This window comes from Streptomyces sp. NPDC000229, from assembly GCF_040300825.1.
In the GTDB taxonomy this organism is placed as follows: domain Bacteria; phylum Actinomycetota; class Actinomycetes; order Streptomycetales; family Streptomycetaceae; genus Streptomyces.
This window is the reverse complement of sequence record NZ_JBEPEL010000014.1, coordinates 85,304-109,968: the sequence shown is the minus strand read 5'-3', so window position 1 is coordinate 109,968 and position 24,665 is coordinate 85,304. Positions and strand designations below refer to the sequence as shown.

Annotated in this window: 22 protein-coding genes, 1 tRNA gene and 1 pseudogene; 4 read left to right on the top strand and 20 right to left on the bottom strand. The window is 72.1% G+C overall.

Annotation, left to right across the window (positions count from 1 at the left end):
- Positions 1-6 precede the first annotated feature (6 nt).
- Both ABT360_RS10870 and ABT360_RS10865 read left to right on the top strand, forming a co-directional pair.
- Entirely contained in the window at positions 7-192 is a 186-nt protein-coding gene (locus ABT360_RS10870; RefSeq protein ID WP_351813672.1) for a hypothetical protein, read from the top strand.
- A complete protein-coding gene (locus tag ABT360_RS10865; protein ID WP_351813646.1) occupies positions 189-1,478 on the top strand; it encodes an MFS transporter in 1,290 nt (429 codons plus the stop codon). Before ABT360_RS10870 ends, ABT360_RS10865 begins: the two co-directional genes overlap by 4 nt.
- Here ABT360_RS10865 and ABT360_RS10860 read toward each other — a convergent pair.
- The 7 genes and pseudogenes from ABT360_RS10860 to ABT360_RS10830 all read right to left on the bottom strand — a co-directional run bounded on the left by ABT360_RS10860 (position 1,417) and on the right by ABT360_RS10830 (position 6,384).
- The gene (locus ABT360_RS10860; protein ID WP_351813644.1) at positions 1,417-2,205 is read right to left on the bottom strand and encodes a S16 family serine protease; all 789 of its coding nucleotides are present in this window, start codon (positions 2,203-2,205) and stop codon (positions 1,417-1,419) included. The genes ABT360_RS10865 and ABT360_RS10860 overlap by 62 nt on opposite strands.
- Positions 2,206-2,279: 74 nt before the next feature.
- Entirely contained in the window at positions 2,280-2,921 is a 642-nt protein-coding gene (locus tag ABT360_RS10855) for an IclR family transcriptional regulator (protein WP_064072183.1), read from the bottom strand.
- A 281-nt stretch (positions 2,922-3,202) separates the two neighbouring features.
- A complete protein-coding gene (locus ABT360_RS10850) occupies positions 3,203-4,990 on the bottom strand; it encodes a DEAD/DEAH box helicase (RefSeq protein ID WP_351813642.1) in 1,788 nt (595 codons plus the stop codon).
- Between the two features lie 111 nt (positions 4,991-5,101).
- Positions 5,102-5,482 (bottom strand): type II toxin-antitoxin system death-on-curing family toxin, encoded by a 381-nt coding sequence (locus ABT360_RS10845; protein ID WP_351813640.1) that lies wholly within the window; start codon positions 5,480-5,482, stop codon positions 5,102-5,104.
- Positions 5,479-5,604, bottom strand: a pseudogene (locus ABT360_RS10840) (CopG family transcriptional regulator); the annotation flags it as partial. The pseudogene ABT360_RS10840 and the gene ABT360_RS10845, both read right to left, overlap by 4 nt.
- A 33-nt stretch (positions 5,605-5,637) precedes the next feature.
- Positions 5,638-6,078: an NUDIX hydrolase gene (locus ABT360_RS10835; protein ID WP_351813636.1), complete on the bottom strand. Its 441-nt coding sequence runs from the start codon at positions 6,076-6,078 to the stop codon at positions 5,638-5,640.
- Between the two features lie 18 nt (positions 6,079-6,096).
- Positions 6,097-6,384 carry a sulfatase-like hydrolase/transferase gene (locus ABT360_RS10830; RefSeq protein ID WP_351813634.1) on the bottom strand — a complete coding sequence of 96 codons (288 nt, stop codon included), beginning with the start codon at positions 6,382-6,384 and terminating at the stop codon, positions 6,097-6,099.
- A 138-nt stretch (positions 6,385-6,522) separates the two neighbouring features.
- Between ABT360_RS10830 and ABT360_RS10825 the strand changes: the two genes are divergently transcribed.
- A tRNA-Cys gene (locus ABT360_RS10825) sits at positions 6,523-6,594 on the top strand.
- A gap of 27 nt (positions 6,595-6,621) precedes the next feature.
- On the opposite strand, the gene ABT360_RS10820 is transcribed toward ABT360_RS10825, so the two are convergent.
- From ABT360_RS10820 to ABT360_RS10775, 10 genes are all read right to left on the bottom strand, one after another.
- Positions 6,622-7,092 carry an AAA family ATPase gene (locus ABT360_RS10820; protein WP_444852213.1) on the bottom strand — a complete coding sequence of 157 codons (471 nt, stop codon included), beginning with the start codon at positions 7,090-7,092 and terminating at the stop codon, positions 6,622-6,624.
- Between the two features lie 38 nt (positions 7,093-7,130).
- Positions 7,131-9,443: a xanthine dehydrogenase family protein molybdopterin-binding subunit gene (locus ABT360_RS10815; RefSeq protein ID WP_351813630.1), complete on the bottom strand. Its 2,313-nt coding sequence runs from the start codon at positions 9,441-9,443 to the stop codon at positions 7,131-7,133.
- A complete protein-coding gene (locus ABT360_RS10810) occupies positions 9,440-10,642 on the bottom strand; it encodes a (2Fe-2S)-binding protein (protein ID WP_351813628.1) in 1,203 nt (400 codons plus the stop codon). Before ABT360_RS10810 ends, ABT360_RS10815 begins: the two co-directional genes overlap by 4 nt.
- Complete coding sequence (locus ABT360_RS10805) at positions 10,639-11,514, bottom strand: FAD binding domain-containing protein (protein WP_133087583.1); 876 nt, start codon at positions 11,512-11,514, stop codon at positions 10,639-10,641. Before ABT360_RS10805 ends, ABT360_RS10810 begins: the two co-directional genes overlap by 4 nt.
- 306 nt (positions 11,515-11,820) lie before the next feature.
- Positions 11,821-13,461: a beta-N-acetylhexosaminidase gene (locus ABT360_RS10800; RefSeq protein WP_351813626.1), complete on the bottom strand. Its 1,641-nt coding sequence runs from the start codon at positions 13,459-13,461 to the stop codon at positions 11,821-11,823.
- 7 nt (positions 13,462-13,468) lie between these two features.
- Positions 13,469-14,314, bottom strand: coding sequence for a carbohydrate ABC transporter permease (locus ABT360_RS10795; RefSeq protein ID WP_351813624.1), 846 nt, complete (start codon positions 14,312-14,314; stop codon positions 13,469-13,471).
- Positions 14,311-15,342 carry a carbohydrate ABC transporter permease gene (locus ABT360_RS10790; RefSeq protein WP_351813622.1) on the bottom strand — a complete coding sequence of 344 codons (1,032 nt, stop codon included), beginning with the start codon at positions 15,340-15,342 and terminating at the stop codon, positions 14,311-14,313. Before ABT360_RS10790 ends, ABT360_RS10795 begins: the two co-directional genes overlap by 4 nt.
- A gap of 4 nt (positions 15,343-15,346) precedes the next feature.
- Positions 15,347-16,648 (bottom strand): extracellular solute-binding protein, encoded by a 1,302-nt coding sequence (locus ABT360_RS10785; protein ID WP_351813620.1) that lies wholly within the window; start codon positions 16,646-16,648, stop codon positions 15,347-15,349.
- A gap of 202 nt (positions 16,649-16,850) precedes the next feature.
- The gene (locus ABT360_RS10780; protein ID WP_023588437.1) at positions 16,851-17,138 is read right to left on the bottom strand and encodes a DUF3039 domain-containing protein; all 288 of its coding nucleotides are present in this window, start codon (positions 17,136-17,138) and stop codon (positions 16,851-16,853) included.
- 145 nt (positions 17,139-17,283) lie between these two features.
- A complete protein-coding gene (locus ABT360_RS10775) occupies positions 17,284-17,844 on the bottom strand; it encodes a YqgE/AlgH family protein (protein WP_351813618.1) in 561 nt (186 codons plus the stop codon).
- Positions 17,845-18,107: 263 nt separating this feature from the next.
- On the opposite strand from ABT360_RS10775, the gene murA reads away from it, so the two are divergent.
- The gene (gene murA / locus ABT360_RS10770; protein WP_351813616.1) at positions 18,108-19,448 is read left to right on the top strand and encodes a UDP-N-acetylglucosamine 1-carboxyvinyltransferase; all 1,341 of its coding nucleotides are present in this window, start codon (positions 18,108-18,110) and stop codon (positions 19,446-19,448) included.
- Between the two features lie 449 nt (positions 19,449-19,897).
- Here the strand turns inward: murA and ABT360_RS10765 are convergent, their stop codons facing one another.
- From ABT360_RS10765 to ABT360_RS10755, 3 genes are all read right to left on the bottom strand, one after another.
- Positions 19,898-20,179 carry an HU family DNA-binding protein gene (locus tag ABT360_RS10765; protein WP_017237029.1) on the bottom strand — a complete coding sequence of 94 codons (282 nt, stop codon included), beginning with the start codon at positions 20,177-20,179 and terminating at the stop codon, positions 19,898-19,900.
- A gap of 313 nt (positions 20,180-20,492) precedes the next feature.
- Entirely contained in the window at positions 20,493-21,926 is a 1,434-nt protein-coding gene (locus ABT360_RS10760) for an NAD-dependent malic enzyme (protein ID WP_351813614.1), read from the bottom strand.
- Positions 21,927-22,320: 394 nt separating this feature from the next.
- On the bottom strand, positions 22,321-24,609 hold the full coding sequence (locus tag ABT360_RS10755; protein ID WP_351813612.1) for a HelD family protein: 2,289 nt from the start codon (positions 24,607-24,609) through the stop codon (positions 22,321-22,323).
- Positions 24,610-24,665 lie beyond the last annotated feature (56 nt).

The following is a 24,665-nucleotide window of genomic DNA, read 5'->3' as shown; positions in this document are numbered from 1 at the left end:
GGACCGATGACCGCCATGCACCCCCACATCCACCTGCACCTGCACGAGCTGCGCGCCGCCGAGTTGAGGGACCGCGCTCCCCGGCGGTCCGCCACCCGCCGCCCTCTCCGTACGCAACTGGGGTGGACACTCGTCGAGGTGGGCCTCCGCCTGGCCGCCGCTCCCCCGCCGCGCACCGCCCGTGTCGCATGAAGGGGCGGGGACCACTGGCCACCGTGCTGGCGGCCAACGCGATATCCATCAGCGGCAATTCACTGACCCTCATCGGCGTCCCGTGGTTCGCGCTCCAGACCACGGGCAGCCCCGGCAAGGCCGGTCTCGTCGCCTTCTGCGCCACCCTGCCCGTCATCGTCTCGGCGATCGCCGGCGGGCCGGTCATCGACCGCATCGGCCGCCGGCGCGTCAGCGTCACCTCCGACCTGGTCTGCGCACTCGCCCTCGCCGCGATCCCGCTCCTGCACTACGCGGGCCGGCTGGACTTCTGGGTGCTGTGCGCGCTCATGGGCGTCACCGGGCTCTTTCACGCGCCCGGCGAGACGGCCCGGCACGTCCTCGTGCCGGACCTCGCCGAACGCGCCGGGACCACCCTCGCCCGGGCGGCGAGCCTGTTCGACGCGGTGTCGCGCGGGGCGCGGATGACGGGCGCCGCCGTCGCGGGCGTGCTGATCGCGCTGGTCGGCGCGGAAACGGTCCTGCTGCTGGACGCGGCGACCTTCGGGCTCTCCGCGCTGCTGGTCCTCAGTGGTGTACGCGGGGTGAAGGCCGCCGAACCGCAGCGGGACGCCGCGCCCGTCTCGATGGTGAGGTACCGGGCGGAGCTGCGCGAGGGGTACACCTTCGTGCTCGGCTCCCGACTGCTGCTGGGGATCACGCTGATGGTGATGGTCACCAATGGCCTGAGCCAGGGCTGGAGTGCGGTGCTCCTGCCGGTGCACGCCCAGCGCAACCTCGGCGGCGCGGCCGCGATCGGCCTGGTCTCGGCGGTGTGGGGCGGGTGCGCGCTGCTGGGTGCCCTGCTGTACGCGGCGGTGGGGCACCGCTTCCGCCGGCGGGCGGTGTTCACGGTCGCGTTCCTGGTCAGCGGGGCGCCCCCGTTCGTCATGGCGGCGACGACGGACAGCGTGTGGCCGCTGGTGGTGACCGCGGCGGTCGGCGGGCTGGGCTCGGGGACGCTCAACCCGATCCTGACGACGGTGCTGTACGAGCGGATCCCGGGCGCCCTGCGCAGCCGGGTGGCGGGGGTGACGACGGCCGGGGCGCTGATGACCATGCCGCTGGGCGCGGTCGGGGCGGGCTACCTGGTGGAGCAGGTGGGTCTCGTACCGACGCTGCTGACGGTCGCCGGGCTGTACTTCGTGGCGACGCTGACCCCGGTGCTCTTCCCCTCCTGGCGGGAGATGGACGCCCCGGCGGCGGTCAGCAGCTCGGGACCTTCTTCCCCTGCTCCAGCGCGCGCAGCGACGACACCGCGTCCTTGAGCGTGGTGACGGGGATCAGCCGCAGCCCCTCGGGCTTCTCGGCCTGCGCGTCGGCGCACTCGTCCTTCGGTACGAGGAAGACGGACGCGCCGTCGCGGTGGGCGGCCTGTGTCTTGAGGGACACCCCGCCCACAGCACCGACCGTGCCGTCGGCGGTGACCGTTCCGGTACCGGCGATCGTGCGCCCGCCGGTGAGGTCGCCGCCCCGGCCGTCGCCCTCGATCTTGTCGATGATCCCGAGCGCGAAGAACAGCCCGGCACTGGGCCCGCCGATGTCGGCCAGCTCCAGGTCGACCTTCACCTGCTTCGGGCTCTTGCCGAGGTGGCCGAGGGCGGCCTGCACGGCGCTGTTCTGGGACGCCTGCATCTGGCCGATGTTGCGCTTCTCGATCTCGGCGTCGGACTTGCCGGCCGGGTAGACCGAATCGTGCGGCAGCACGGCCCGGTCGCTCCGGAACCAGCTGTCGACGACGTCACCGAGGTCGACGTCGGTACGGGGGCCGGTCGCCACGATGGTCGTCATGCGCAGCTCCCCCTCCGTCTCGCGGACGGGTACGCCGGAGATGGTGATCACCTGCCGACCCTTGTGCTCGCCGAGCACGTCACTGGTCCCACCCGGCTGGGCAAGGGTGAACGGCAACGGCGCGACCCCGGCGACGACGAGCAGCGCGACGACGGGAAGGGCGCACAGGGCGAGAGCACGGGGGCGCGTGAGACTGGAGAGCACGGTGCCAATCTATCGGCCGGTGGGCGCGGTCGCCGGGGGCGGGCCGCGGGCGTCCGCTAGGGGCGGGCCGCCCGTCAGCGCAGCGCGTCCGCGACCTCGCGGGCGGCGTCGACGACGCGGGGGCCGACCCGTTCCGGGACGGCGTCCGCGAGCATGACCACGCCGACGCTGCCCTCGACGCCGGTCACCCCGAGCAGCGGGGCCGCCGCACCGCTCGCGCCCGCCTCCAGTTCACCGTGGGTGAGCGTGTAACCCGGCTCGCTCAGGGCGCCCTGCCGGGCGGCGAGTATCGCGCGGCCGGCCGCGCCCCGGTCGAGCGGGTGGCGGAACCCGGCCCGGTAGGCCACGTGGTAGTCGGTCCAGGTGGGTTCGACGACCGCGACGGCGAGCGCCTCCGCCCCGTCGACCAGGGTCAGGTGGGCGGTGGCCCCGATGTCCTCGGCCAGCGACCGCAGCGCGGGCAGCGCGGCCTCGCGCACCAGCGGGTGCACCTGGCGGCCCAGCCGCAGCACGCCGAGGCCGACACGGGCGCGGCCGCCCAGGTCACGGCGTACCAGGGCGTGCTGTTCGAGCGTGGCGAGCAGACGGTAGACGACGGTCCGGTTGACGCCGAGTTTGTTGGACAACTCGGTGACCGTCAGTCCGTGGTCGGTGTCGGCGAGCAGCTTGAGGACGCGCAGTCCTCGGTCGAGCGTCTGGGAGGTTTCCGCGGTCACGACGCCCTCTCCTTCGGAGTGAGTGACGGCGGACACTCTCAACGGCGGACGCGTCGCCTGTCCCATCGGCGACGCACGGAGAGGCCGCCGGCAGGCCATGGCACACCGGCTGCGCTCCGCGGCGGCGCTGCCACGGGGCGTTTGCATTGCGATTGCCGGGACAGTAGCGAGCGACTCCGCTCAGCGGAAGCCCTCGTCCAGAATCCGGGCGTAAGCGATTGCTGTACGGAAATTTCGTCCCGGTATGGACGTATTGGGCGCCCCGCGTGACCCTCGGGCGTTCAACGCATGCGTGTGGCCCACTCCTGAACCTTCTTGATCCGCTCCCGGATCTGCCCGGCCGTCGCCTCCGCGCTCGGCGGTCCGCCGCACACCCGGCGCAGCTCGGTGTGGATGACGCCGTGCGGCTTACCGCTCTGGTGGACGTACGCACCGACCATCGTGTTCAGCTGCTTGCGCAGTTCCAGCAGTTCCTTGTGCGAAACGACGGGCCGGCGTTCGGCCGGAAGCTCCAGGAGGTCGGCCTCCTCGGCCGGCTTCTGCCGGCTGTGCGCGATCTGCCGTGCCTGCCGCTTGCGCAGCAGCAGCTGCACCTGGTCGGGCTCCAGCAGCCCGGGAATCCCGAGGTAGTCCTGCTCCTCCGCACTTCCCGGGTGGGCCTGCATGCCGAACTCGGCGCCGTCGTACAGCACCCGGTCGAAGACGGCGTCGGACTCCAGCGCCTCGAAGGGCAGCATGTCCTGCTCGCCGGTGTCCTCGTCCTGCTGCTTGTTGGCCTCGTCCATCTCCTTCTCGGACTCGGCGTACGGATCCTCGTCCTCGCCCGCCTTCTTCGGCTTGTCGAGGGCGTGGTCGCGCTCGACCTCCATCTCGTTCGCGAAGGTCAGCAGCGTCGGGATCGTCGGAAGGAACACGGACGCGGTCTCGCCGCGCCTGCGGGATCGTACGAATCGGCCCACCGCCTGCGCGAAGAACAGCGGCGTCGAGATCGTCGTCGCGTACACGCCGACCGCGAGGCGCGGCACGTCGACACCCTCGGACACCATCCGGACGGCGACCATCCAGCGGTCGTCACCCTCACTGAAGTCGTCGATCCGCTTCGACGCGCCCGCGTCGTCGGAGAGGACGACCGTCGCCTTGGTCCCGGTGATCTCCCGGATGAGCTTGGCGTACGCCCGCGCCGAGTCCTGGTCGGAGGCGATGACCAGCCCGCCCGCGTCCGGGATGCCCTTGCGGACCTCGGTGAGCCGCTGGTCGGCGGCGCGCAGCACGTTCGGCATCCAGTCGCCGCGCGGGTCGAGCGCGGTGCGCCAGGCCTGCGAGATGGCGTCCTTGGTCATCGGCTCGCCGAGCCTGGCCGCGACCTCGTCACCGGCCTTCGTACGCCAGCGCATGTTGCCGCTGTAGCTGAGGAAGATCACCGGCCGGACGACTCCGTCGCCGAGCGCGTTTCCGTATCCGTACGTGTAGTCGGCGGAGGAGCGCCGGATGCCGTCGTTGCCCTCCTCGTACGTCACGAACGGGATGGGGTTGGTGTCGGACCGGAAGGGTGTACCGGTGAGCGCAAGGCGGCGCGTCGCGGGCTCGAAGGCCTCCAGGCACGCCTCGCCCCAGGACTTGGAGTCACCGGCGTGGTGGATTTCGTCGAGAATGACGAGCGTCTTGCGCTGCTCACTGCGGTTGCGGTGCAGCATGGGCCGTACGCCGACACCGGCGTACGTGACCGCGACCCCGTGGTACTCCTTGCTCAGCGGCCCCGCGCTGTAGTCCGGGTCCAGCTTGATGCCTATCCGCGCGGCGGCGGCGGCCCACTGCTTCTTCAGGTGCTCGGTCGGCGCGACGACGGTGACCTGCTGCACGACGTGGTGGTGCAGCAGCCAGGACGCGAGCGTGAGCGCGAAGGTGGTCTTACCGGCGCCGGGCGTCGCGACCGCGAGGAAGTCCCGCGGCTGCTCCTGGATGTACTTCTCCATCGCGGCCTGCTGCCAGGCACGCAGCTTGTTGGCGGTACCCCAGGGCGCGCGTCCGGGGAAGGCGGGTGAGAGGTGATGGGAGGCGGTAGTGGTCACGGTCTCCGACTCGGTCTCTCGGCGGTACGTACGACAACCGGGCCACCCTACCGGTGGTCCGGCACCGCCCCCGCCGGGACAGGGCCGGACCGGGGGCGGTTGAGACCGGGGTCACATGACCAGGTCGCGCAGGCCTTGGGCGATGACTTTCACCTCGTCCGCCTCACCTGTGGCGACTGCGATGACCAGCCGCTCGGCGGCATCGATGTCCGGACGCAGCCGCACACCGTTCATGGCGAGGAACGTCACGCACGACAGCCAGGCGGTGCGCTTGGTGCCGTAGACGAAGGGGCGGTCGGTGGCGAGCGACTGCAGCAGGGCAGCGGCCTTGTCGACAAGGTCCGGATAGGCCTCCTGTCCGAACATGGAGGCCGAAGGCCGGTGCACCGCCGATTCGAGAAGCCCTGCGTCCCTTACGACGACGTCCTGGTCATCGACCGCATGCTCGGCGATGACCAGGACGTCCTCGGAGGACAGGTAGAGGTACGTCACTTCAGCCGCTCCAGGAGCTCATGCCACTTGGCCGCCTGCTCCTTGGCCGTCTTGCGCGCGATGGCCTCCTGCGCGGTGCGCGCCAGGTAGTCATCGATCGCCCGCAGCACTAGGGCGTGCATGATCGGGTGCCGAAGACCCCGGCTCGCATCGGTTCACACGTCCTGCCGGGCGGCGAGCATGAGGGCAAGCGGGCCGGCCGGCAAGAGGAAGCCGCCCTCCGTAGCAGCTCGGAGTGCGGCGGACATGGGCCGCCAGAGGAGCTTGAAATCAACCTCGTTCGGCGTGAGCTGCTGCGGCCCGCAAACCAAGTCGCGGGCCTCGAAGAGGTGGACCCGAGCGGTAGAACCGAGGGTGATGGCGTAGGAACCGAGGTTCCTCCAGGAGGAGGCGGAGATGCCGGCCTCCTCCTGGAGTTCCCGCTGGGCGCATTCCTCTGGTGTCTCGTCTTCTTCCTGGCGGCCGCCGGGGAGGAACAGGTACTCACCGCCGTGCCGCGGGAAGTCAGCGCTCAGCAATGCCACATGTCCCCGCTCGTCGCGGGCGACGATGACGGAGGCGTCAGGCGTGGTGTCGGGCGGCGTTGCTTCGTTCATGGTGCGCGAGCGTAGTAGTCATCCGCGCACCATGGCCGTGAACGGGACATTCATGACGGCGGGGTGCGCGATGCCGCGACCGTGGTAGCCGTCGTCGCCGTATGCGTCACCGTGGTCGGCGCACATGATGATCAGCCATCGTTGCCGCTGGGTGAGCGTGCTGATCAGCCGGGCAAGGTGTTCATCGGCGTACGCGAGCGCAGCGCCCTGGGATGCACGGGTGTCGCTGCTGCTGTCCAGGTAGTGACCGTGGGGGACGTGCATGACCGAGACATTGACGAACAGGAACAGCGGTCGCCCGGGCATGACGGGACCTCGCCCCTGTCCGGAGACGGGACGGACCTCGTCCCTTGGTCGTACGTCCATGAACACCGTGTGGCAGTCGCGTTGCAGCCCTTCCACCACCGCGCCCGCGCACCCTACGGTCGTACCGAAGCACCTCCCGACCGTGTGCCCGAGAGGCTCAGGGGCCGGACTGCAACTCCGGTGACGCGGGTTCGAATCCCGCCACGGTCTCTACGGCACGAGGGCGCGATCCAGGCCCTACAGGATCGCGTCCACCGTGTCCTCCACCGTCAGCTCCGATGTGTCGAGCCACAGCCCGATCCGGGGCGTCTCCTCGCGCAGCCCCCGGTCCAGCAGCTCGGGCGTCCAGCCGCCGCCGTAGCCCGTCTTGGCCCTCCCCGCCTCCCGGGCGGCGACCGCGTGCGGGTGCGGGGCGAGGACGACGACGTAGAGGGGGCGGGTCCGTACGAGCGCGGTGTACGCGGCGAGTTCGGGGCCCAGCACCACGTCCTGGACGACGGCGGTGAAACCCTGCTCCGCGTAGGCGTCGGCCGTCGCGGCCGACAGCCGGTACCGCAGCAGTTGCGCGAGGGCCTCGTCGCCCGCCTCCGGCAGCATGTCCGCCCGCCCGGACACGATCATGCGGCGGAAGACGTCGCCCCGTACGTGCGCGGCCCTCGGCAGCCGTGCGGCGAGCGCCTGGGCGACGGTGGATTTGCCGGCGGCCATGACGCCGGTAATGAGGACGACGGCGGACACGACGGCCTCTAGGGCGCGGCAACCGCCGCCTGCGGGCGGATCGGGAGGCGGTTGACGGGGCGGCCGGTGGCGGAGCGGACGGCGGAGGCCACCGCGGCCGGGGAGGTGACCACCGGGACCGCGCTGGCGGCCTTGGCACCGAAGGGGGCGACCACGTCGCGTTCCTCGACGAGTTTGACGATGCGGATGTCCGGGGCGTCCAGGGACGTCGGGAGCGCGTAGCCGGTGAGGTCCGGGTGGCGGACCAGGCCGCGGGCGGTGCGGAGGTTCTCGGTGAGGGCCGCGCCGACGCCCTGGGTGACGCCCGCTTCGATGCGGGTGGCGAGCTGGGCGGGGTTGAGGACGCGGCCGACGTCCTGAGCGACGGCCATCTCGACCACGCGGACGGAGCCGAGCTCGATGTCGACGTCCACGACCGCGCGGATGGCACAGAAGGCGAGGCCCACGAAGGCGTCGCCCTGGCCGGCTTCGTCGAGGGGTTCGGTGGGGTGGGGGCGGCACTGGGCGGTGGCCCAGAGCTCCTTGCCGTCCATGGCCTCCATGACGGTGGTGGACAGCACGCCGTCGTAGGAGGTGATCTTTCCGTCGGTGATCTGGAGCAGCTCGGTCGACATGCCGAACTTGTGGGCCAGGGGCTGGAGGAGCTGGGTGCGCACCATCTTGGCCGCGCGCTCCACCGCGCCGCCCGAGACCCAGGTGTGGCGTCCGTGCGTCGCCGGCCCGGCGGGCGGCTGGTCGGTGTCGACGGAGGCGACGTGGACCTCGTCGATGCCGAGCGTGTCCTGGACGATCTGGCGGGCGAGCGTGGAGAAACCCTGGCCGGTTTCGACGGCCGCGCAGATGACGGTCGCGACGCCGTCGTGGACCTTGACCGTGGCGGTGGAGACCTCGTCGGTGCCCTCGGCCCCCAGCATGTGGACCATGCCGAGCGCGTAGCCGACACCACGGCGTACGGCGCCGGGCTCGCCCGCGCCCTCCGGGCCGCCGGGGAGCAGCCAGCCGTCCTCCGGGGAGTCCTTGGGGAGGGCGGGGAGGGGGAAGTCACGCACGGCCTGGAGGAGTTCGGCCACCGGGGCCGGGCAGGTGACCGTCTGGCCGGTGGGGAGGATGTCGCCGGTGGCCAGGGCGTTGCGCAGGCGCAGTTCGGCGGGGTCCATGCCCAGGCGCGCGGCCAGCTTGTCCATCTGGGCCTCGTACGCGGCGCAGACCTGCATCGCGCCTTCGCCGCGGACATGGCCGGAGGGCGGGTTGTTGGTGCGTACCGCCCAGCCCTCGACGAAGGCGTGCGGGACGACGTACGGACCGCAGGCGAAGGCGACGGCGGCGGCGAGCGACTCGGAGGACGCCTCGGCGTAGGCGCCCGCGTCCAGGAGGATCTGCGCCTCGACCTTGACCAGGCGGCCCTCCGCGTCCGCGTGGTGGCGGTAGCGCAGCAGGGTGGGGTGGCGGTGGGCGTGCCCGAGGAAGGACTCCTCCCGGGTGGCGGCCAGTTTGACGGGGCAGCCGGTGCGCAGCGCGAGCAGGCCCAGCGGGATCTGGAAGCCGGGGTCCTCGCGGTCGCCGGTGGCGCCGGGTACGCCGGTGACGACGACCTTGACCTGCTCGGGGGCGAGGCCGAAGCAGGCGGCGGCCAGGTCGCGGTCGGTGTGCGGGTCGGTGGAGGCGGTGTAGATGTCGACGCCGCCGTCCGGGCGGGGCACGGCGAGCCCGGCCTCGGCCCCGATCGGCGCGGGGTCCTGGCGGCCGATGCGGTACAGGCCCTCCACGATGACCTCGCCCGTCGCCTCCGGGTCGCCGTAGCGCAGCGGGATGTGGCGGATCAGGTTGCCGTCCGGGTGGAGGGGCGGGGCGGCGAAGGCCTTCTCCGGGTCGGTGACCGGGTCGAGGACCTCGTACTCGACGGCGATGGCCGCGGCGGCCAGGCGGGCCGTGTCCGGGTGGTCGGCCGCGACCGCCGCGATGGCCTCGCCGTGGTGGCGTACGAGGTCGGAGGCGAAGACCGGGCGGTCGGCGACCGTGCGGCCGTACGTCGCCTCGCCGGGCACGTCGGCGTGGGTCACCACGACCCGTACGCCGGGCATGCCGGCGGCGGCCGTGGTGTCGATCGAGACCACGCGCGCGTGCGCGTGCGGGGCGCGGAGGACGGCCGCCCACAGCAGGCCCTCGGCCCACAGGTCGGAGGCGTACGGGAAGGTGCCCTCCGTCTTGGCGCGGGCGTCGGCGGGCGGGAGGGACGCGCCGAGCCCGTGGGCCGGCAGCTCCTGCTGGGGCCCCTGGGGGCCGTCGACCGCCGGGATGGCGGTGGCCGCGTCGTTGCTCACGCCATGCCTCCGTCGTGCGGGTGGGGGATCTGGTGCGGGATACGGGCCTGTGGGGCGCCTTCTTCGGCGGGCTCGGCCGGAGCGGCGGCCTCCGCGGCGGCGGCCGCGCCGGCGGCACGTTCGGCGACGACCTCCCGTACGGCGTCGAGGACGCCGCGGTAGCCGGTGCAGCGGCAGAGGTTGCCGCACAGCGCCTGGCGGGTCTCCAGCTCGCTCGGGGCGTGGTTGCCTTCGAGGAGGTCGTGCACCGTCATCGCCATGCCGGGGATGCAGAAGCCGCACTGGACGGCTCCGCACTTGGCGAGGGCGCGCTGCACGTCGGAGGGCTCGCCGTCCGTGGCCAGCCCCTCGACCGTGCGCACCTCGCTGCCCGCCGCGGTGGCGGCGGGAACCAGGCAGGAGGCGACGAGGCGGCCGTCGACCTGGACGTTGCAAGCGCCGCACTCGCCCTGCGAGCAGCCGTCCTTGGCGCCGGCGAGGCCGAGTCGTTCGCGCAGCACGTACAGCAGGGACTCGCCGATCCATGCGTCGGTGACGGGACGGTCGGTGTCGTTGACGCGCAGCACGTACGAGATGTGCGGGTGCTCGTCGCTGTCCGTGGCGTGGGTGGGGGGAGCCGCCGCCTCGTGGCCCGGTTCCTGGACCTCCGGGTCCGGCTCCGGCTCCCGGCCGTGATGCGTCTCCTGGTGCGCCTCTTCGCGCGGGTCCTGCGCGTGTTCCTGAGCGTTCTCCTGAGCCGCCGGATGCTCCGGGTGCGGGTGCGGTTCCGGGTGCGGTTCCGGATGCGGGGCTTCCTGGGCGGGCTGCGGCTCCGGCGTGGCCCATGGCGCGGCGGCGCCGCCCGGCAGGGTGGCCGGCGGGTTGCCGCTCGTCCACTGCGAGGCGAGCGCCGACGTCGTGAACTCGCCCGATTCGTCCGGAAGATCCCCCTGGGCGACCGGAATCGTCCACTGCCCGGTCAGCTCCGAGGGCGCGGGCGCCGCCGCCTGGTAGTTCCACTGCGCCGGCGCGTTCGGGTCGTGCGCCGCCCAGGCCTCCGGCGGCACGTAGCCGTGCCCGGGGGCCTCCAGCGGAGCGCCGTGGGACGCCATGTCCGGCGGCAGCTGGACGAAGGCGGTCGCGTCGCCGTCGTACTCGCCCTGGGGCGTCGGCTGCCAGCCGCCCCGCCCCTGCCGGTCGTCGTTCTCGTCGGTGGTCACGACAGCGCCCTCCCCAGTGCCCGTCGGGCCAGCGCGGCGACCGTGCGCCGCAGGTGCAGTACGGCGGGCGGCAGCTGCTCCTCGCCCGGCGGGTCAGGGATGCAGGCGGCCGCGACGTACTCGCCGAACGCCGTGAGCGCCTCCGGCGCCAGTCCGCGGTCGCCGTCCCAGTCGATCAGCGACGCGATCCAGCGCTCCGCCTCCAGCGGCCGCAGCGGCATCGGGGCGATCGCCCCGACCGCGCAGCGCACGCCGCGCCGCGCCGGGTCCAGGACGACGGCGACGGAGGCGGTGGCCCGCCCGGGGCCGGTCCGGCCGGTGGCCTTCAGGAACACCTGCGGGGCGTGCAGGAGGGGTACGCGGACGAAGCCGATCAGTTCGGCGGGGCCGAGCAGTTCCCGGCCCGCCAGCAGGTGCGTCACCGGGACCTCGCGCGTACCGCCCGGGCCCGCGACGACCAGGTCCGCCTCCAGGGCGGCCAGCACGGGCAGGGAGTCGCCGGTGGGCGCGGCGCTGACGATGTTGCCGCCCAGGGTGCCCGCGTTGCGGATCTGGGGCGGACCGGCCGCGCGGGCGGCCGCGGCGAGCGCGGGGATGAGCGCCGCGAAGTCGGGGCGGCCCATGCGCGCGTGGGTGAGGCCGGCGCCCAGCAGGGCGTGACCGTCCTGGTACTGCCAGCCCCGGATCTCGTTGATGCGGCCGAGGCCGACGAGGCCGGCGGGGCGCAACTGGCCCTTGTTGACGGCGGCCATCAAGTCCGTACCGCCCGCCACGGGCACGGCGGCGGGCATGGCGCTGAGCGCCGCCACGGCCTCGCCGAGCGTGGCCGGCAGCGTCACGGACTGCGCCGCCTGCGGTGCGTGCGTGGTCAACCCAGCTGCCCCTTCCCGGTGTCCCGGCTGTCCCGGCTGTCCCGCCTGTGTTGCCGTACCGTACGTGCTCACAGCCCCGACGTGGCAACTCTGGCACATCTTCCGGGCCGGCCGACGCGAGGGTCCGCGAAGCACGCATCCGCCCCGGACATCCCGTGACCTGCGAGATGGACCGGTTTGCCATGCCATTGGCGGCACGCGTGGATTGCCACTTCTCGGCGACATCGGCGACCTTGTACGACTTATTCCGGGCGGGCCCCCACGGTCCCAGGGCCGGGCGCGGGGGCGTGCGTCTTTCCGCCGGGCTCACACGTTTGGGGGCGCTCCCTCGATAGGGCGTCCGACCACTCCCGGGCGCTTCTGCCACGGCAGCGGGCCGCCGGGCGGGCGGTAGCCGACGCCGAGCGCGTCAAGGCGCCGGTAGTGGCCGGTCATTCGGCGTTCGAAGTCCGTGAAGTCGCGTTCGGCGGGGGCGGCGGGGAGCCGGGTGGACCAGGCGACCTCGGCGAAGGCGGCGAGACGCGGGAAGACCTGGTAGTCGACGCGGGAGGGGGACTCCATGACCTCGGTCCAGACGTTCGCCTGGGTGCCGATGATGTGCGCGGCGGCGTCCCGGGACAGCCCCGGCGGTACGGGCTCGAAGCGGTAGACGTCCTCCAGGGTGCGTACGTATCCGATCGGCACCGGCTCGTCGGGGCCGCCGTCCTGCCGGTGGTCGAGGTAGACGTGCTGTTCGGGGCACATGACAACGTCGTGGCCCGCTTCGGCGGCGGCGATCCCGCCGGCGTACCCGCGCCACGACGAGACGGCGGCACCGGGGGCCAGGCCGCCCTCCAGGATCTCGTCCCACCCGATCAGGCGGCGGCCCCGCTCGGCCAGCCAGCGGTCGAAGTGCCGGACGAACCAGGACTGGAGCGCGTCCTCGTCGGCGAGCCCGAGCTCCTTCATACGGGCCCGGGCGGCCGGGGAGGCCCTCCACTGGTCCTTGGGGCATTCGTCGCCGCCGAGGTGGATGAAGGGGGACCTCTCCACGGGGAAGAGGTCGAGGACTTCCTCCAGGACGCCTTCGTAGAAGCGGAGGGTGTTGTCAGTGGGGGCGAGTACGTTCGGGTTGATGCCCCAGGTGTCCCAGACGGGGAGGGTGGTCGTGTCGATGACGTCGGTGTTGCCGAGCTCCGGGTACGCGGCGATGGCGGCCTGCGAGTGGCCGGGGATGTCGATCTCGGGGACGACGCGGACATGCCGCTCGGCGGCGTACGCGACGATCTCGCGGATGTCGTCCTGGGTGTAGTAGCCGCCGTGCGGCGTCTCGTCCCAGAGCTCCGAGGCCCGGTGCCCCCGCTTCGTCCGCGCCCGCCAGGCGCCGACCTCGGTGAGCCGGGGACGCCGCTTGATCTCGATGCGCCAGCCCTGGTCGTCGGTGAGGTGGAGGTGCAGGACGTTGAGCTTGTGGGCGGCGAGGAGGTCGATGTGGCGGAGGACGTCGTCCTTGGGGAGGAAGTGGCGGGCGACGTCGAGCAGGAGGCCGCGCCAGCCGAAGCGGGGTTCGTCCTCGACGACGACCGCCGGGACGTCCCACGCGCGCGTGGGGGTGATGGGTGCGCGCCGGAAGGCTTCCGGGCCCAGCAGTTGACGGAAGGTCTGGGCCCCCCAGAAGACGCCCGCGGCGCTGCCGCCCTGGATGCGGAGGCCGTATCCGTCGATGACGATGCGGTAGCCCTCCGGTGCCAGCCGGGGGTTGATGCTCAGCACGATGCGGTTGTCGGCGTCGGTGCCGTCCGGGAACGGCAGGCCGGTGGCGGCCCCGACCGTGGCCCGGAACCACCGTGCGACGCCCTCCGTGCCCGGCCGGGCCTCCAGCAGTGTCTCCGCGTCGAGGCAGGCGTAGCCGGCGGGCGTCACCCAGTGGCAGGTGCGCGGGGCGGGGATCAGGTCGAGGGGATCCATCGGGTCGTCAGTCCTTCACCGCGCCGCCGAGCCCGGACACCAGGCGGCGTTGTACGAGTACGAAGAAGACCAGCACCGGGATGGTCATCACGGTCGAGGCGGCCATGATGCCGCCCCAGTCGTTCTCGTCCGGCTTGAAGAAGACGAGCAGCGCCATGGGGAGGGTCGACTGGGAGGTGTCGCTGATGATGAACGACTTCGCGAACAGGAAGTCGTTCCAGGTCGAGATGAAGGAGAAGACGCTCGTCGCCACGAGCCCGGGGAAGACCAGCGGGAAGAGGATCTGCCACAGGAAGCGGGTCCGGCTCGCGCCGTCGATGTACGCCGCCTCCTCCAGGGCCTCCGGGACGGCCCTGACGAAGCCGCGCAGCATCCAGATCGCGAAGGGGAGGGAGAAGGCGATGTGCGGCAGGACCAGCGAGCCGAGGGTGTTGAGCAGGCCGAAGTCCCGCATGAGGAAGAACAGCGGGATGGTCAGCGCCTCGATCGGCACCATCTGCGCGACGAGGAACATCACGAGGAGTGTCGTACGGAACCGGAAGCGGAACCGGGTGACGGCCGTCGCCGCGAGGAAGGCGATGAGGGCGGACGCGACGACGACGGTGCCCGCCACCAGCAGGCTGTTGAGGAAGTAGCGGCCGAAGTCCTGCTGTTCGAAGACGCGGCGGAAGGAGTCGAGGGACGGGGACAGGGTCCAGGGGCGGGGATGGGCGGACTGGATCTCGCCGGCCGGTTTCAGGGCGGAGAGGACCATCCAGTAGAGGGGGAAGGCGACGACGGCCGCGACGAGGAGGGCCGTGGTCTCGGCGGCCAGGCGCCACGGGCGGTGGGCACGGCGGTGCGTACGGATCACAGTTCTTCTCCCTGGCGGCGCAGCAGGCGCAGGTACACCAACGTGACCGCGAGCAGGATCAGCAGCATGACGACGCCGATCGCCGCGCCCAGGCTGTACTGCGAGGACGCGAAGGCCTTCTGGTACGCGTAGACGTTCAGGACGAGGTTCTGGCCGGCGATGCCGCCGCCGTTCGTCATCACGTAGATCTGGGTGAAGACCTTGAAGTCCCAGATGATCGACTGGATGGTGACGACGACGAGGATGGGCCGCAGCATCGGGGCGGTGACGGAGCGCCAGGTCCGCCACGGGGAGGCGCCGTCGAGGGCGGCGGCCTCCAGGACCTCGGAGGGGATGGCCTCGATGCCCGCGTAGACGGTGACCATCACGAAGGGGAACGAGCACCAGACGACCTCGAACAGGACGAGGGCGAAGGCGCTCCAGCGCCCGTACGTCCAGGAGAAGTCACCGAGGCCGAGCAGTTTGTTGACGGGGCCGAAGTCCGGGTCGAAGAGGAACACCCAGACGGTGGACCCCGTGATGGCGGGGGTCGCCCACGCGCCGAGCGCGGCGAGCATGAGCGCGAGGCGCGGCACGGCGCGGATCCGGGTGAGGAGTACGGCGAGGGCGCACCCGACGGCCAGGGTGGCGACGACGCACGCGGCGGCGAACAGCACGGTGGCGAGGAGCACCTGCCGGAACTGCGGGTCGCGGAAGAGGGCCGCGTAGTTGCCGAACCCCTGGAAGGAGGTCGGTTCACCACCGCTGACCTGAGCCTGGGTGTACTCCAGGAACGAGATGAGGCCGAGCTGCTGGACCGGGTAGACGAGGAGCGCGCCGAGCACGACGAGCGCGGGCGCGAGGTACATCCAAGGCGCCCAGCCCGCGCCACCGCGCCGCCCCGGGGCCCTCCGGTCCTTCGTGGACCGCCCGCCCCGGCCGCCGCGCTTCCCGGGCGCTCCGGGTACGGGCGAGGGGACCAGGCCCGCCGGTGCGCCCGCCCCGCCGGCCGGTCCGGCAGGTCCGGGGTTCATGGTGTCGTACGTCATCGGGTCAGCCCGCCGCCGAGCCGAAGGCCGCGTTCATCTTCCTCGCCGCGTCGCCGGATGCCGTCGCCACGTCTTTGCGGCCGCTCACGATCTCCTGGAACATCGTCGGCAGGACGAGCGAGGCGTCTATCTGCCCCCAGCCCGGGGAGGCGGGGACGAACTTCGTGCCGGCCGACAGGGTGTCGGTGAACGGCTTCACGAACGGCTGCTTCCGCGCCGCCTCCGCCCGGACGTCCGTGTACGTCGGCAGGAAGCCCATCGCGTCGAACAGCTTCCGCTGCGCGTCCTTCCCCGCCAGGGACTTCATGAGGTCCACCGCCAGCGTGCGATGCGAACTGCTCCTCAGTACGCCGACGTTGTTGCCGCCCGCGAACGCCGGGGCGATCGATCCCGCCGTCACCCCCGGCAGCGGGACGACCGCGTACCTGCCCTTCGCCTCCCCCGCCTCCACCGCCCCACGGCTGAAGTCGCCGCCGATCGCCATCGCCGCCCTGCCCGACGCGAAGGCCGTGACCGTGGCGTTGCCGCCCATGGAGGCGCACTTGGCGGCCGGGCAGTTGTCGTCGCCGAAGAGCGAGGTGTACGCGGTGATGCCCTTGCGGGCGGCCGCGCTGTCGAGGGCCGAGACGTACGAGCCGCCGCTGCGCGTGGCGAGTTCGCCGCCGTGGGCCCAGAGGAAGGGCAGCGCGCCATAGGTGTACGCGCCGCCGACGGCGATGCCGTAGAGCTCCGGTTTCGCCTTGCGGACCTTCTTCGCGGTCGCGATCAGTTCGGCCTGCGTCCGGGGCGGCGTCAGGCCCAACTCGCGGAACACGTCGGTGCGGTAGTACAGCGCCCGTACCCCGACGAAGAGCGGTGCGCCGTACACCTTCCCGTCCACCGTGACCGAGGCCCGCGCGGTGGGGTCGGTGTCCTTCGCCTCCGCCCACGCGCCGAACTCGGCGCTGACGTCGGCGAGTCCGCCGTCCTTGACGTACCCGGCGGTGTCGGTGTTGCCGTACTCGATGACGTCCGGCGCACTCGCCGGGTCGTTGAAGGCGGCTTTGACGCGCTGTGCGCGGGTGTCGACGGGGATGTACTCGACCTGTACGTCGGCGCCCCGGTGCCGCTTCTCGAAGGCGGCGACGGCCGCGTCGACGACCTGCTCCTTCGGCTTGTTGTTGACCTCCTGGAAGAGCCAGACGCGCAGCGTGCCGGTCTTCTCGTCCCCCTTGGCGCCGGTGTCGGAGGTCTGCGGGGCACAGGCGGCCGAGGCCGTCACGAGTGCGGCGAGGACGGGGGCGACGAGTCGGGCAGGAAGCTTCATGGCGGGATCCCCTCCGATGGCGTTGCAGCATACGCAACACACGTTTCGTGCTGCACAACACGCAGGAGGTTAGGGCCGCCCGAGGGCGCCCACAAGAGGTCTCGACCACTTCGCGATCACACGACAAAGGCCCCCGGGGGGCGTACCGACGTACGCGCCCCGGGGGCCACCGCCCGGCGGGCCCGGCGAACCGGGCCGGGCGTTACTTCTTGTCCTTGCCGCCCTTGTCCTTGTCGCCACCGGCGCCCATGGACTCGTAGATCTCCTTGCACATCGGGCAGACCGGGTACTTCTTCGGGTCCCGCCCCGGTACCCAGACCTTCCCGCACAGCGCCACCACGGGAGTGCCGTCGAGGGCGCTCGCCATGATCTTGTCCTTCTGGACATAGTGGGCGTAGCGCTCGTGGTCGCCGTCGCCGTGCGACACCTGCGGCGTCGGCTCTACGAGGGTCCCCGTACCTGCCCCGCGCTCGGGCTCAAGAGTGCTCATGAGCTCCAAGGGTACTCACGTCGGCGCCGTCCCGGGAGCGAGGCCCCACAGGGCCTCATGCGTGGGTGTGAGGCGCGTCACGCACACCGACAGGGGGCGGGGCGCCCCGGCACATGGCCGAAAGTCGTCGTAATGACCGACACGCTCAGTTCAGCGAGGGATCGTCCGGGTACGTGGCGATCATGGCCAGCTCGCTGCGCTGGCGCCTCAGCACGTCCCGCCACAGGCTCTCGGGCCGGGGCGAGGAGACGTCCCCCGGCTCGGAGTCCACGACGAACCAGGCGCCCTCGGCGAGCTCGTCCTCCAGCTGGCCCGGCCCCCACCCCGCGTACCCGGCGAAGATCCGCAGGCTGCCCAGCGCGGCGGCCAGCAGCTCCGGCGGGGTCTCCAGGTCGACGAGCCCGATGGCGCCGTACACCCGCCGCCAGCCCAGCGGACCCTCGTCACCAGGGATGACGGCGAGCCCGAGCGCCGCGTCGAGCGAGACCGGACCGCCCTGGAACACCACGCCCGGCTCACCGGCCAGCGGGGCCCAGCCTTCGAGGATGTCGCCGACACCGACCGGCGTCGGGCGGTTGAGGACCACACCGAGGGAGCCCTCGTCGTCGTGATCGAGCAGCAGCACCACCGCGCGGTCGAAGTTCGGGTCCGCCAGCGCGGGGGTGGCGACTAGCAGCCGTCCTGTGAGGGAGGACACCTCGGTCATGCCAGACATGATCCCGCATCTCGGCCGTCCGCGGGGGGCGAGCGGCCGACTCGCGACCACCGCGACCGATCCGCTGCTCACACGCCGCCCGGAGTCCGTCCTGGCCGAAAGCGGACCGTAACCGTCCGCAAGGAGCGGAGGACAGAGGGTGTTGTGCCGAATTCATTACATCTGACTGGCGTCCTCGGGCTACCAAGAAGGCCGCTCCGCCCCCTTACCCTTTTCCCTGGCCCCCTGCCCGACCTCTCCGGAACGCGAGATTCATGACCGGCACAGACGATGTACTGCTTGTCCACGGCGGAACCCCGCTGGAGGGCGAGATCCGCGTCCGCGGCGCGAAGAACCTCGTGCCCAAGGCGATGGTCGCCGCCCTGCTCGGCAGCGGGCCGAGCCGGCTGCGCAATGTGCCCGACATCCGTGACGTCCGCGTCGTCCGCGGACTGCTCCAGCTGCACGGTGTGACGGTGCGCCCCGGCGAGGAGCCGGGCGAGCTGGTCCTGGACCCGACGTACGTCGAGTCCGCCAACGTCGCCGACATCGATGCCCACGCGGGCTCGTCGCGCATCCCCATCCTGTTCTGCGGCCCACTGCTGCACCGCCTCGGCCACGCCTTCATCCCGGGCCTGGGCGGCTGCGACATCGGCGGCCGGCCGATCGACTTCCACTTCGACGTACTGCGCCAGTTCGGCGCGACGATCGAGAAGCGGGCGGACGGCCAGTACCTGGAGGCCCCGCAGCGGCTGCGCGGCACGAAGATCCGGCTGCCGTACCCCTCGGTCGGCTCGACCGAGCAGGTGCTGCTGACGGCCGTGCTGGCGGAGGGCGTCACGGAGCTGTCGAACGCGGCCGTGGAGCCGGAGATCGAAGACCTCATCTGCGTCCTGCAGAAGATGGGCGCGATCATCTCCATGGACACCGACCGGACCATCCGGATCACCGGTGTCGACAAGCTCGGCGGCTACACCCACCGGGCGCTCCCGGACCGCCTGGAGGCGGCCTCCTGGGCGAGCGCGGCGCTGGCGACCGAGGGCAACATCTACGTGCGCGGCGCGCAGCAGCGCTCGATGATGACGTTCCTCAACACCTTCCGGAAGGTCGGCGGCGCCTTCGAGATCGACGACGAGGGCATCCGCTTCTGGCACCCGGGCGGCGCGCTCAACGCGATCGCCCTGGAGACGGACGTACACCCCGGCTTCCAGACCGACTGGCAGCAGCCGCTGGTGGTCGCCCTGACGCAGGCGGCGGGCCTGTCCATCGTCCACGAAACGGTGTACGAGTCCCGGCTCGGCTTCACCTCCGCGCTGAACCAGATGGGCGCGCACATCCAGCTGTACCGGGAGTGCCTGGGCGGCTCGGACTGCCGCTTCGGCCAGCGCAACTTCCTGCACTCGGCGGTCGTGTCGGGCCCGACGAAACTCCAGGGCGCGGATCTGGTCATCCCCGACCTGCGCGGTGGCTTCTCGTACCTGATCGCGGCCCTGGCGGCGCAGGGGACGTCGCGGGTGCACGGCATCGACCTGATCAACCGTGGCTACGAGAACTTCATGGAGAAGCTCGTGGAGCTCGGCGCCAAGGTCGAACTGCCCGGCAGCGCGATCGTCTGACGCCCCGTAAGCCCTTTTGACGGCCCCTCGCTCCCGCGAGGGGCCGTCGGCCGTTCCCGGCCCCGGCAGGGCCGTACGGAGCCTGCACGGGGGCCGTACGGGGGTTCCCGGCCCCGGCAGGGCCGTACGGAGCCTGCACGGGGGCCGTACGGGCGCTGTACGAGGCATGTACGCGCGCTGTACGGCGGCGGTACGGGTGTCAGGGCGGCCGCCCGCCCGCGTACGGCTCGGCAGGGAGCCGGACGGCGCCCGCCTCGCGAGCGAGCCGCGCCCCCGGCGGGCCTGCGGACGGCGGTCACCCCCCAGCGCCGTTCAGCGCCGCTCAGCGCCGCGCCGCCGCGCCGCGAGCGCCCTGGCGCCGTGCGGGGCCGCACCGGGCTCGCTCCGGGCATGCGGAAGGGCGGCCGCCCCGTGAGGGGTGACCGCCCTTCTCGATGCGCCCTGGGGACTTACTTGCCCTTGGCGGCTTCCTTGAGCTTCGAGCCCGCGGAGACCTTCACGCTGTAGCCGGCCGGGATGTTGATCGGGTCGCCGGTCTGCGGGTTGCGAGCGGTGCGAGCGGCACGGTGGGTGCGCTCGAAGGTCAGGAAGCCGGGGATGGTGACCTTCTCGTCGCCCTTGGCGACGACCTCGCCGACGGTCTCGGCGAGCGCGGCCAGCACGGCGTCGGCGTCCTTGCGGGTCACCTCGGCGCGGTCGGCCAGGGCGGCCACCAGCTCACTGCGGTTCATGTTGTACTCCCGTGTTCTTCTTGCTGTTGAGGCGTGCCACGCGGCGAAGCCGCATATTGGGCACAGCGAAGCCGATGCTGCCAGGGCCCTTGGACAGTCCCCGGACCCGGGTCTGCTGTCAGACCCTCGCGCCCGAATACGCATCCTGCCCCCACCAGCGGCGGGAAAGCCAATCCGGCACCCTCCGGAGTCACACGAAAAGCGCCACAGCCCCGCCGTGGTGACGTTGAGTCGACTGTGCCGGGACTCCCCGGAGCCGAACCGCCACCCTAAAGGCGGCTTTACGGCCCGGGGACGCGCGACGCGCCGGAGGTCAGGCGGACGTGGGCGCCGTCACACCGCCGCCGGCGGCCTTGGCGGCGTCGCGCACCGCGCCCGCCACGGCGCCCGCGACCTTGTCGTTGAAGACCGACGGGACGATGTAGTTCGGGTTCAGCTCGTCCTCGGTGACGACGTCCGCGAGGGCGCTCGCCGCCGCCAGCATCATCTCCGTGTTGACCGTCCGCGACTGGGCGTCGAGGAGGCCGCGGAAGACGCCCGGGAAGACCAGCACGTTGTTGATCTGGTTGGGGAAGTCGGACCGGCCGGTGGCCACAACTGCCGCCGTCTGGCGGGCGATTGCAGGCTCGACCTCGGGGTCCGGGTTCGCGAGCGCGAACACGATCGCGCCCTCCGCCATGGCCGCCACGTCGTCGCCCGACAGGACGTTCGGGGCGGAGACCCCGATGAAGACGTCGGCGCCGCTCACGGCCTCCTTGAGGGTGCCGGTGACACCCTCGGGGTTGGTGTTGTCGGCGATCCAGCGCAGCGGCGACTCGGGGTCGGCGGAGACGAGGTCCTCACGGCCCGCGTGCACCACGCCGTGGATGTCGGCGACGACGGCGTGCTTGACGCCCGCCGCGATGAGCAGCTTGAGGATGGCCGTACCGGCCGCTCCGGCGCCGGACATGACGACCCGTACGTCCCCGATGGCCTTGCCGACGACCCGGAGGGCGTTGGTCAGGGCGGCCAGGACGACGATCGCGGTGCCGTGCTGGTCGTCGTGGAAGACCGGGATGTCGAGGGCCTCGCGCAGCCGGGCCTCGATCTCGAAGCAGCGGGGCGCGGAGATGTCCTCCAGGTTGATGCCCGCGAAGCCGGGGGCGATCGCCTTGACGATCTCGACGATGGCGTCGGAGTCCTGGGTGTCGAGGCAGATGGGCCAGGCGTCGATGCCGGCGAACCGCTTGAAGAGGGCGGCCTTGCCCTCCATCACCGGCAGCGCGGCCTTGGGGCCGATGTTGCCGAGGCCCAGCACGGCGGAGCCGTCCGTCACAACTGCGACGGAATTGCGCTTGATGGTGAGGCGGCGGGCATCCTCGGGGTTCTCGGCGATGGCCATGCAGACCCGGGCCACGCCGGGGGTGTAGACCATGGAGAGGTCGTCACGGTTGCGGATGGGGTGTTTGGACGCCATCTCGATCTTGCCGCCGAGGTGCATCAGGAACGTACGGTCGGAGACCTTGCCCAGGACGACGCCCTCGATGCCGCGCAGCTTCTCGACGATCTCGTCGGCGTGCGCGGTGGAGCTCGCGGCGATGGTGACGTCGATCCGCAGCTTTTCGTGGCCGGACGCGGTGACGTCGAGGCCGGTGACCGAGCCGCCGGAGGATTCCACAGCCGTGGTGAGCTGGGAGACCGCTGTTCCGCTCGCGGGCACCTCCAGCCGGACCGTCATCGAGTACGAGACGCTGGGCGCCGTTGCCATGGCCGTGTTCCTCTGCTTTCCCTGGTTCGTTGCCGCACCGCGCCGGCGGGTGGCCGGGCGGAGCCCTCCGATGGTCGCACCTACCTGCGAGTAGCAGGTAATAGCGGTCGTTTCGGTCGCGCACAGTTTTCGGAAACTGTTTTCCACCATACGAGATAACCTGGTCTTGGTGGAAGCCCCAACGGGCAAACGACAGCAGGTCCGCGTCATCGGACGATGACACGGACCTGCTGGGTACGACTTGAGTGGCACCGACCCGCCATGCTCGCCTCGCGGCAAGTGGTCGCTCGTAGCGACGAAGGTTGGGCCCGGGGGCTTGGATCGAGCCGGTGCCACAACCCAGGCTAACAAACCGCCCCGGTAAGTGATTCCCCCCTCGCCGGACGACCCGGAATCAGTCCCGGAGCAAGTCCGGCACACCCTCCGCGTCCGGGTCGTCGCGGCGGCCCGAGACCACCGTCAGCTGCTGTGTCGCACGGGTGAGCGCCACGTACAGCACCCGCAGGCCGGCCGGCGACTCGTCGGCGATCTCGGCCGGAGAGACGACCACCGTGGCGTCGTACTCCAGGCCCTTCGCCTCCAGGCTGCCCAGGGCCACGACCCGTTCGCCCAGGTCCGCCAGCCAGCGCGCCGCCTGCTCGCGCCGGTTCATCGCGACCACGACGCCCACCGTGCCGTCCACCCGGTCCAGCAGCCGCCGCGCCTCCTCCCGTACGACCTCGGCCAGGTCCCCGTCCCCCACGGCCACGAAGCGGGGCTCCACGCCCGTGGAGCGGACCGCCCGGGGCGCCTCCATGCCCGGCATGGCGAGGGCCAGCACCTTGGCCGCGAGCTCCGCGATCTCGGCCGGGTTCCGGTAGTTCACCGTCAGCTCGAAGCGGCGGCGCGGCCGGGTGCCCAGCGCCTCGTCCCGCGCCTCGGCCGCCTCGTCCGGCACCGACCACGACGACTGGGCCGGGTCACCCACCACCGTCCAGGTGGCGTGCCGTCCGCGCCGGCCGACCATCCGCCACTGCATGGGCGTGAGGTCCTGCGCCTCGTCGACGATCACATGGGCGTACTCGGTGCGCTCCTGGGCCAGCCGCTCCGCCCGCTCGCGCTGGGTCTCCTCCCGAACCGGCATCAGCTCCTCCAAGCCGGTCAGCTGGTCCAGCGGGTCGAACTCCCGCTTCTTCCGCGGGCGCGCGGGGGCGCCGAGCAGCGTCTGGAGCTCGTCCAGCAGGGCCACGTCGTGCACCGACAGCTCGTCGCGCCGCAGCGAGCGGGCCACGCGCCGCACCTCGCCCGGGTTGAGCACCCGGCGGCCCCAGCGGCCCAGCCGCCTCTCGTCGGCCATGGAGCCGAGCACCCGGCGCGGGGTGAGCTCGGGCCACCAGGCGTTGAGGAAGTCGATGAAACTGTCCTCCGACGTGACGTCCTCGTCGAAGGAGGAGCGCAGCTCGGCCGCCAGCTCCGGGTCACCGGGGTGCCGCGACGCCGCGCCCGACTTGGCGTACAGGGCGTCCAGCAGCAGCTTGCGGGCCCGCGGGCGCAGCAGATTGACCGGCGCCGTGCCGCCGAGGGCGGCGTGCCGGATCCGGGTCAGCTCGTCGCCCTCCAGCTCCAGGCGCCGCCCGAAGGCCACCACCCGCAGCCGCTCGGGGGCCTCCCCCAGCTCCAGGGCGCCGCGCACGGCCTTGCGCAGCACCGCGCGCATCCGCGAGGAGCCCTTGACGCGGGCGACGGCCGGCTCGTCGTACGCGGTGGCCTCCACCCCGTCGACCAGGCTGCCGACCGCGCGGATCGCCACCTGGCCCTCCTCGCCCAGCGACGGCAGGACGCCCTCGGTGTAGGCGACCAGCAGCGGGGTCGGCGAGACGATCAGGATGCCGCCCGCGTATCTGCGCCGGTCCTGGTAGAGCAGATAGGCGGCGCGGTGCAGCGCGACGGCCGTCTTGCCGGTGCCGGGGCCGCCCTCGACGTACGTCACGGAGGCGGCGGGCGCGCGGATGACGAGGTCCTGCTCGGCCTGGATGGAGGAGACGATGTCGCGCATGGTGTGGCTGCGGGCCTGGCCGAGAGCGGCCATCAGGGCGCCGTCGCCGATCACCGCCAGGTCCTCGCCGCCGAGGCGGGCCTTCACCTCGGGGCGCATCAGGTCGTCCTCGACGCCGAGGACCTTGCGGCCCCGGGAGCGGATGACCCGGCGGCGTACCACCCGGCCCGGTTCGACCGGGGTGGACCGGTAGAAGGGCGCGGCGGCCGGGGCGCGCCAGTCGATGACGAGCGGCGCGTAGTCGGAGTCCAGGACGCCGATGCGGCCGATGTGGAGGGTCTCCCCGATGTCGGCGGTGCCGTCCGGGCGTACGGCGTCGTCGGCCGGCTCGACGGAGGTGTACGCGCCGTCGGGGCCCTTCTTGCCGTCCTTGCCGTACAGCAGGTCGATGCGGCCGAAGAGGAAGTCCTCGTACTCGTTGTTGAGCCGGTTGAGGTGGATACCGGCCCGGAACACCTGGGCGTCCCGCTCGGCGAGCGCGCCGGGCGTGCCCACCTGGCCGCGCTTGGCGGCGTCGTTCATCAGGAACTCCGCCTCGTGGATCTTCTCCTCGAGGCGGCGGTACACCTGGTCCAGGTGGTCCTGTTCGACACCGATCTCTCGGTCGCGGATCGTATCGACACCACGGTCGGCTTCCTGCGCGGCCACCGAGGCCCCCTTCTGACGTGCTGGGCAGCCGTCGAGCGTACGCCACGGAAGGGGGC

Bases quoted from the DNA above. Each gene is read 5' to 3' on its own strand.
- murA (WP_351813616.1), top strand. From the start codon at position 18,108: ATGACCGGCACAGACGATGTACTGCTTGTCCACGGCGGAACCCCGCTG.
- ABT360_RS10830 (WP_351813634.1), bottom strand. From the start codon at position 6,384: ATGCCCGGGCGACCGCTGTTCCTGTTCGTCAATGTCTCGGTCATGCAC.
- ABT360_RS10785 (WP_351813620.1), bottom strand. From the start codon at position 16,648: ATGAAGCTTCCTGCCCGACTCGTCGCCCCCGTCCTCGCCGCACTCGTG.
- ABT360_RS10870 (WP_351813672.1), top strand. From the start codon at position 7: ATGACCGCCATGCACCCCCACATCCACCTGCACCTGCACGAGCTGCGC.
- ABT360_RS10820 (WP_444852213.1), bottom strand. From the start codon at position 7,092: ATGGCCGCCGGCAAATCCACCGTCGCCCAGGCGCTCGCCGCACGGCTG.
- ABT360_RS10865 (WP_351813646.1), top strand. From the start codon at position 189: ATGAAGGGGCGGGGACCACTGGCCACCGTGCTGGCGGCCAACGCGATA.
- ABT360_RS10775 (WP_351813618.1), bottom strand. From the start codon at position 17,844: ATGACCGAGGTGTCCTCCCTCACAGGACGGCTGCTAGTCGCCACCCCC.
- ABT360_RS10760 (WP_351813614.1), bottom strand. From the start codon at position 21,926: ATGGCAACGGCGCCCAGCGTCTCGTACTCGATGACGGTCCGGCTGGAG.
- ABT360_RS10835 (WP_351813636.1), bottom strand. From the start codon at position 6,078: ATGAACGAAGCAACGCCGCCCGACACCACGCCTGACGCCTCCGTCATC.
- ABT360_RS10765 (WP_017237029.1), bottom strand. From the start codon at position 20,179: ATGAACCGCAGTGAGCTGGTGGCCGCCCTGGCCGACCGCGCCGAGGTG.
- ABT360_RS10800 (WP_351813626.1), bottom strand. From the start codon at position 13,461: ATGGATCCCCTCGACCTGATCCCCGCCCCGCGCACCTGCCACTGGGTG.
- ABT360_RS10790 (WP_351813622.1), bottom strand. From the start codon at position 15,342: ATGACGTACGACACCATGAACCCCGGACCTGCCGGACCGGCCGGCGGG.
- ABT360_RS10780 (WP_023588437.1), bottom strand. From the start codon at position 17,138: ATGAGCACTCTTGAGCCCGAGCGCGGGGCAGGTACGGGGACCCTCGTA.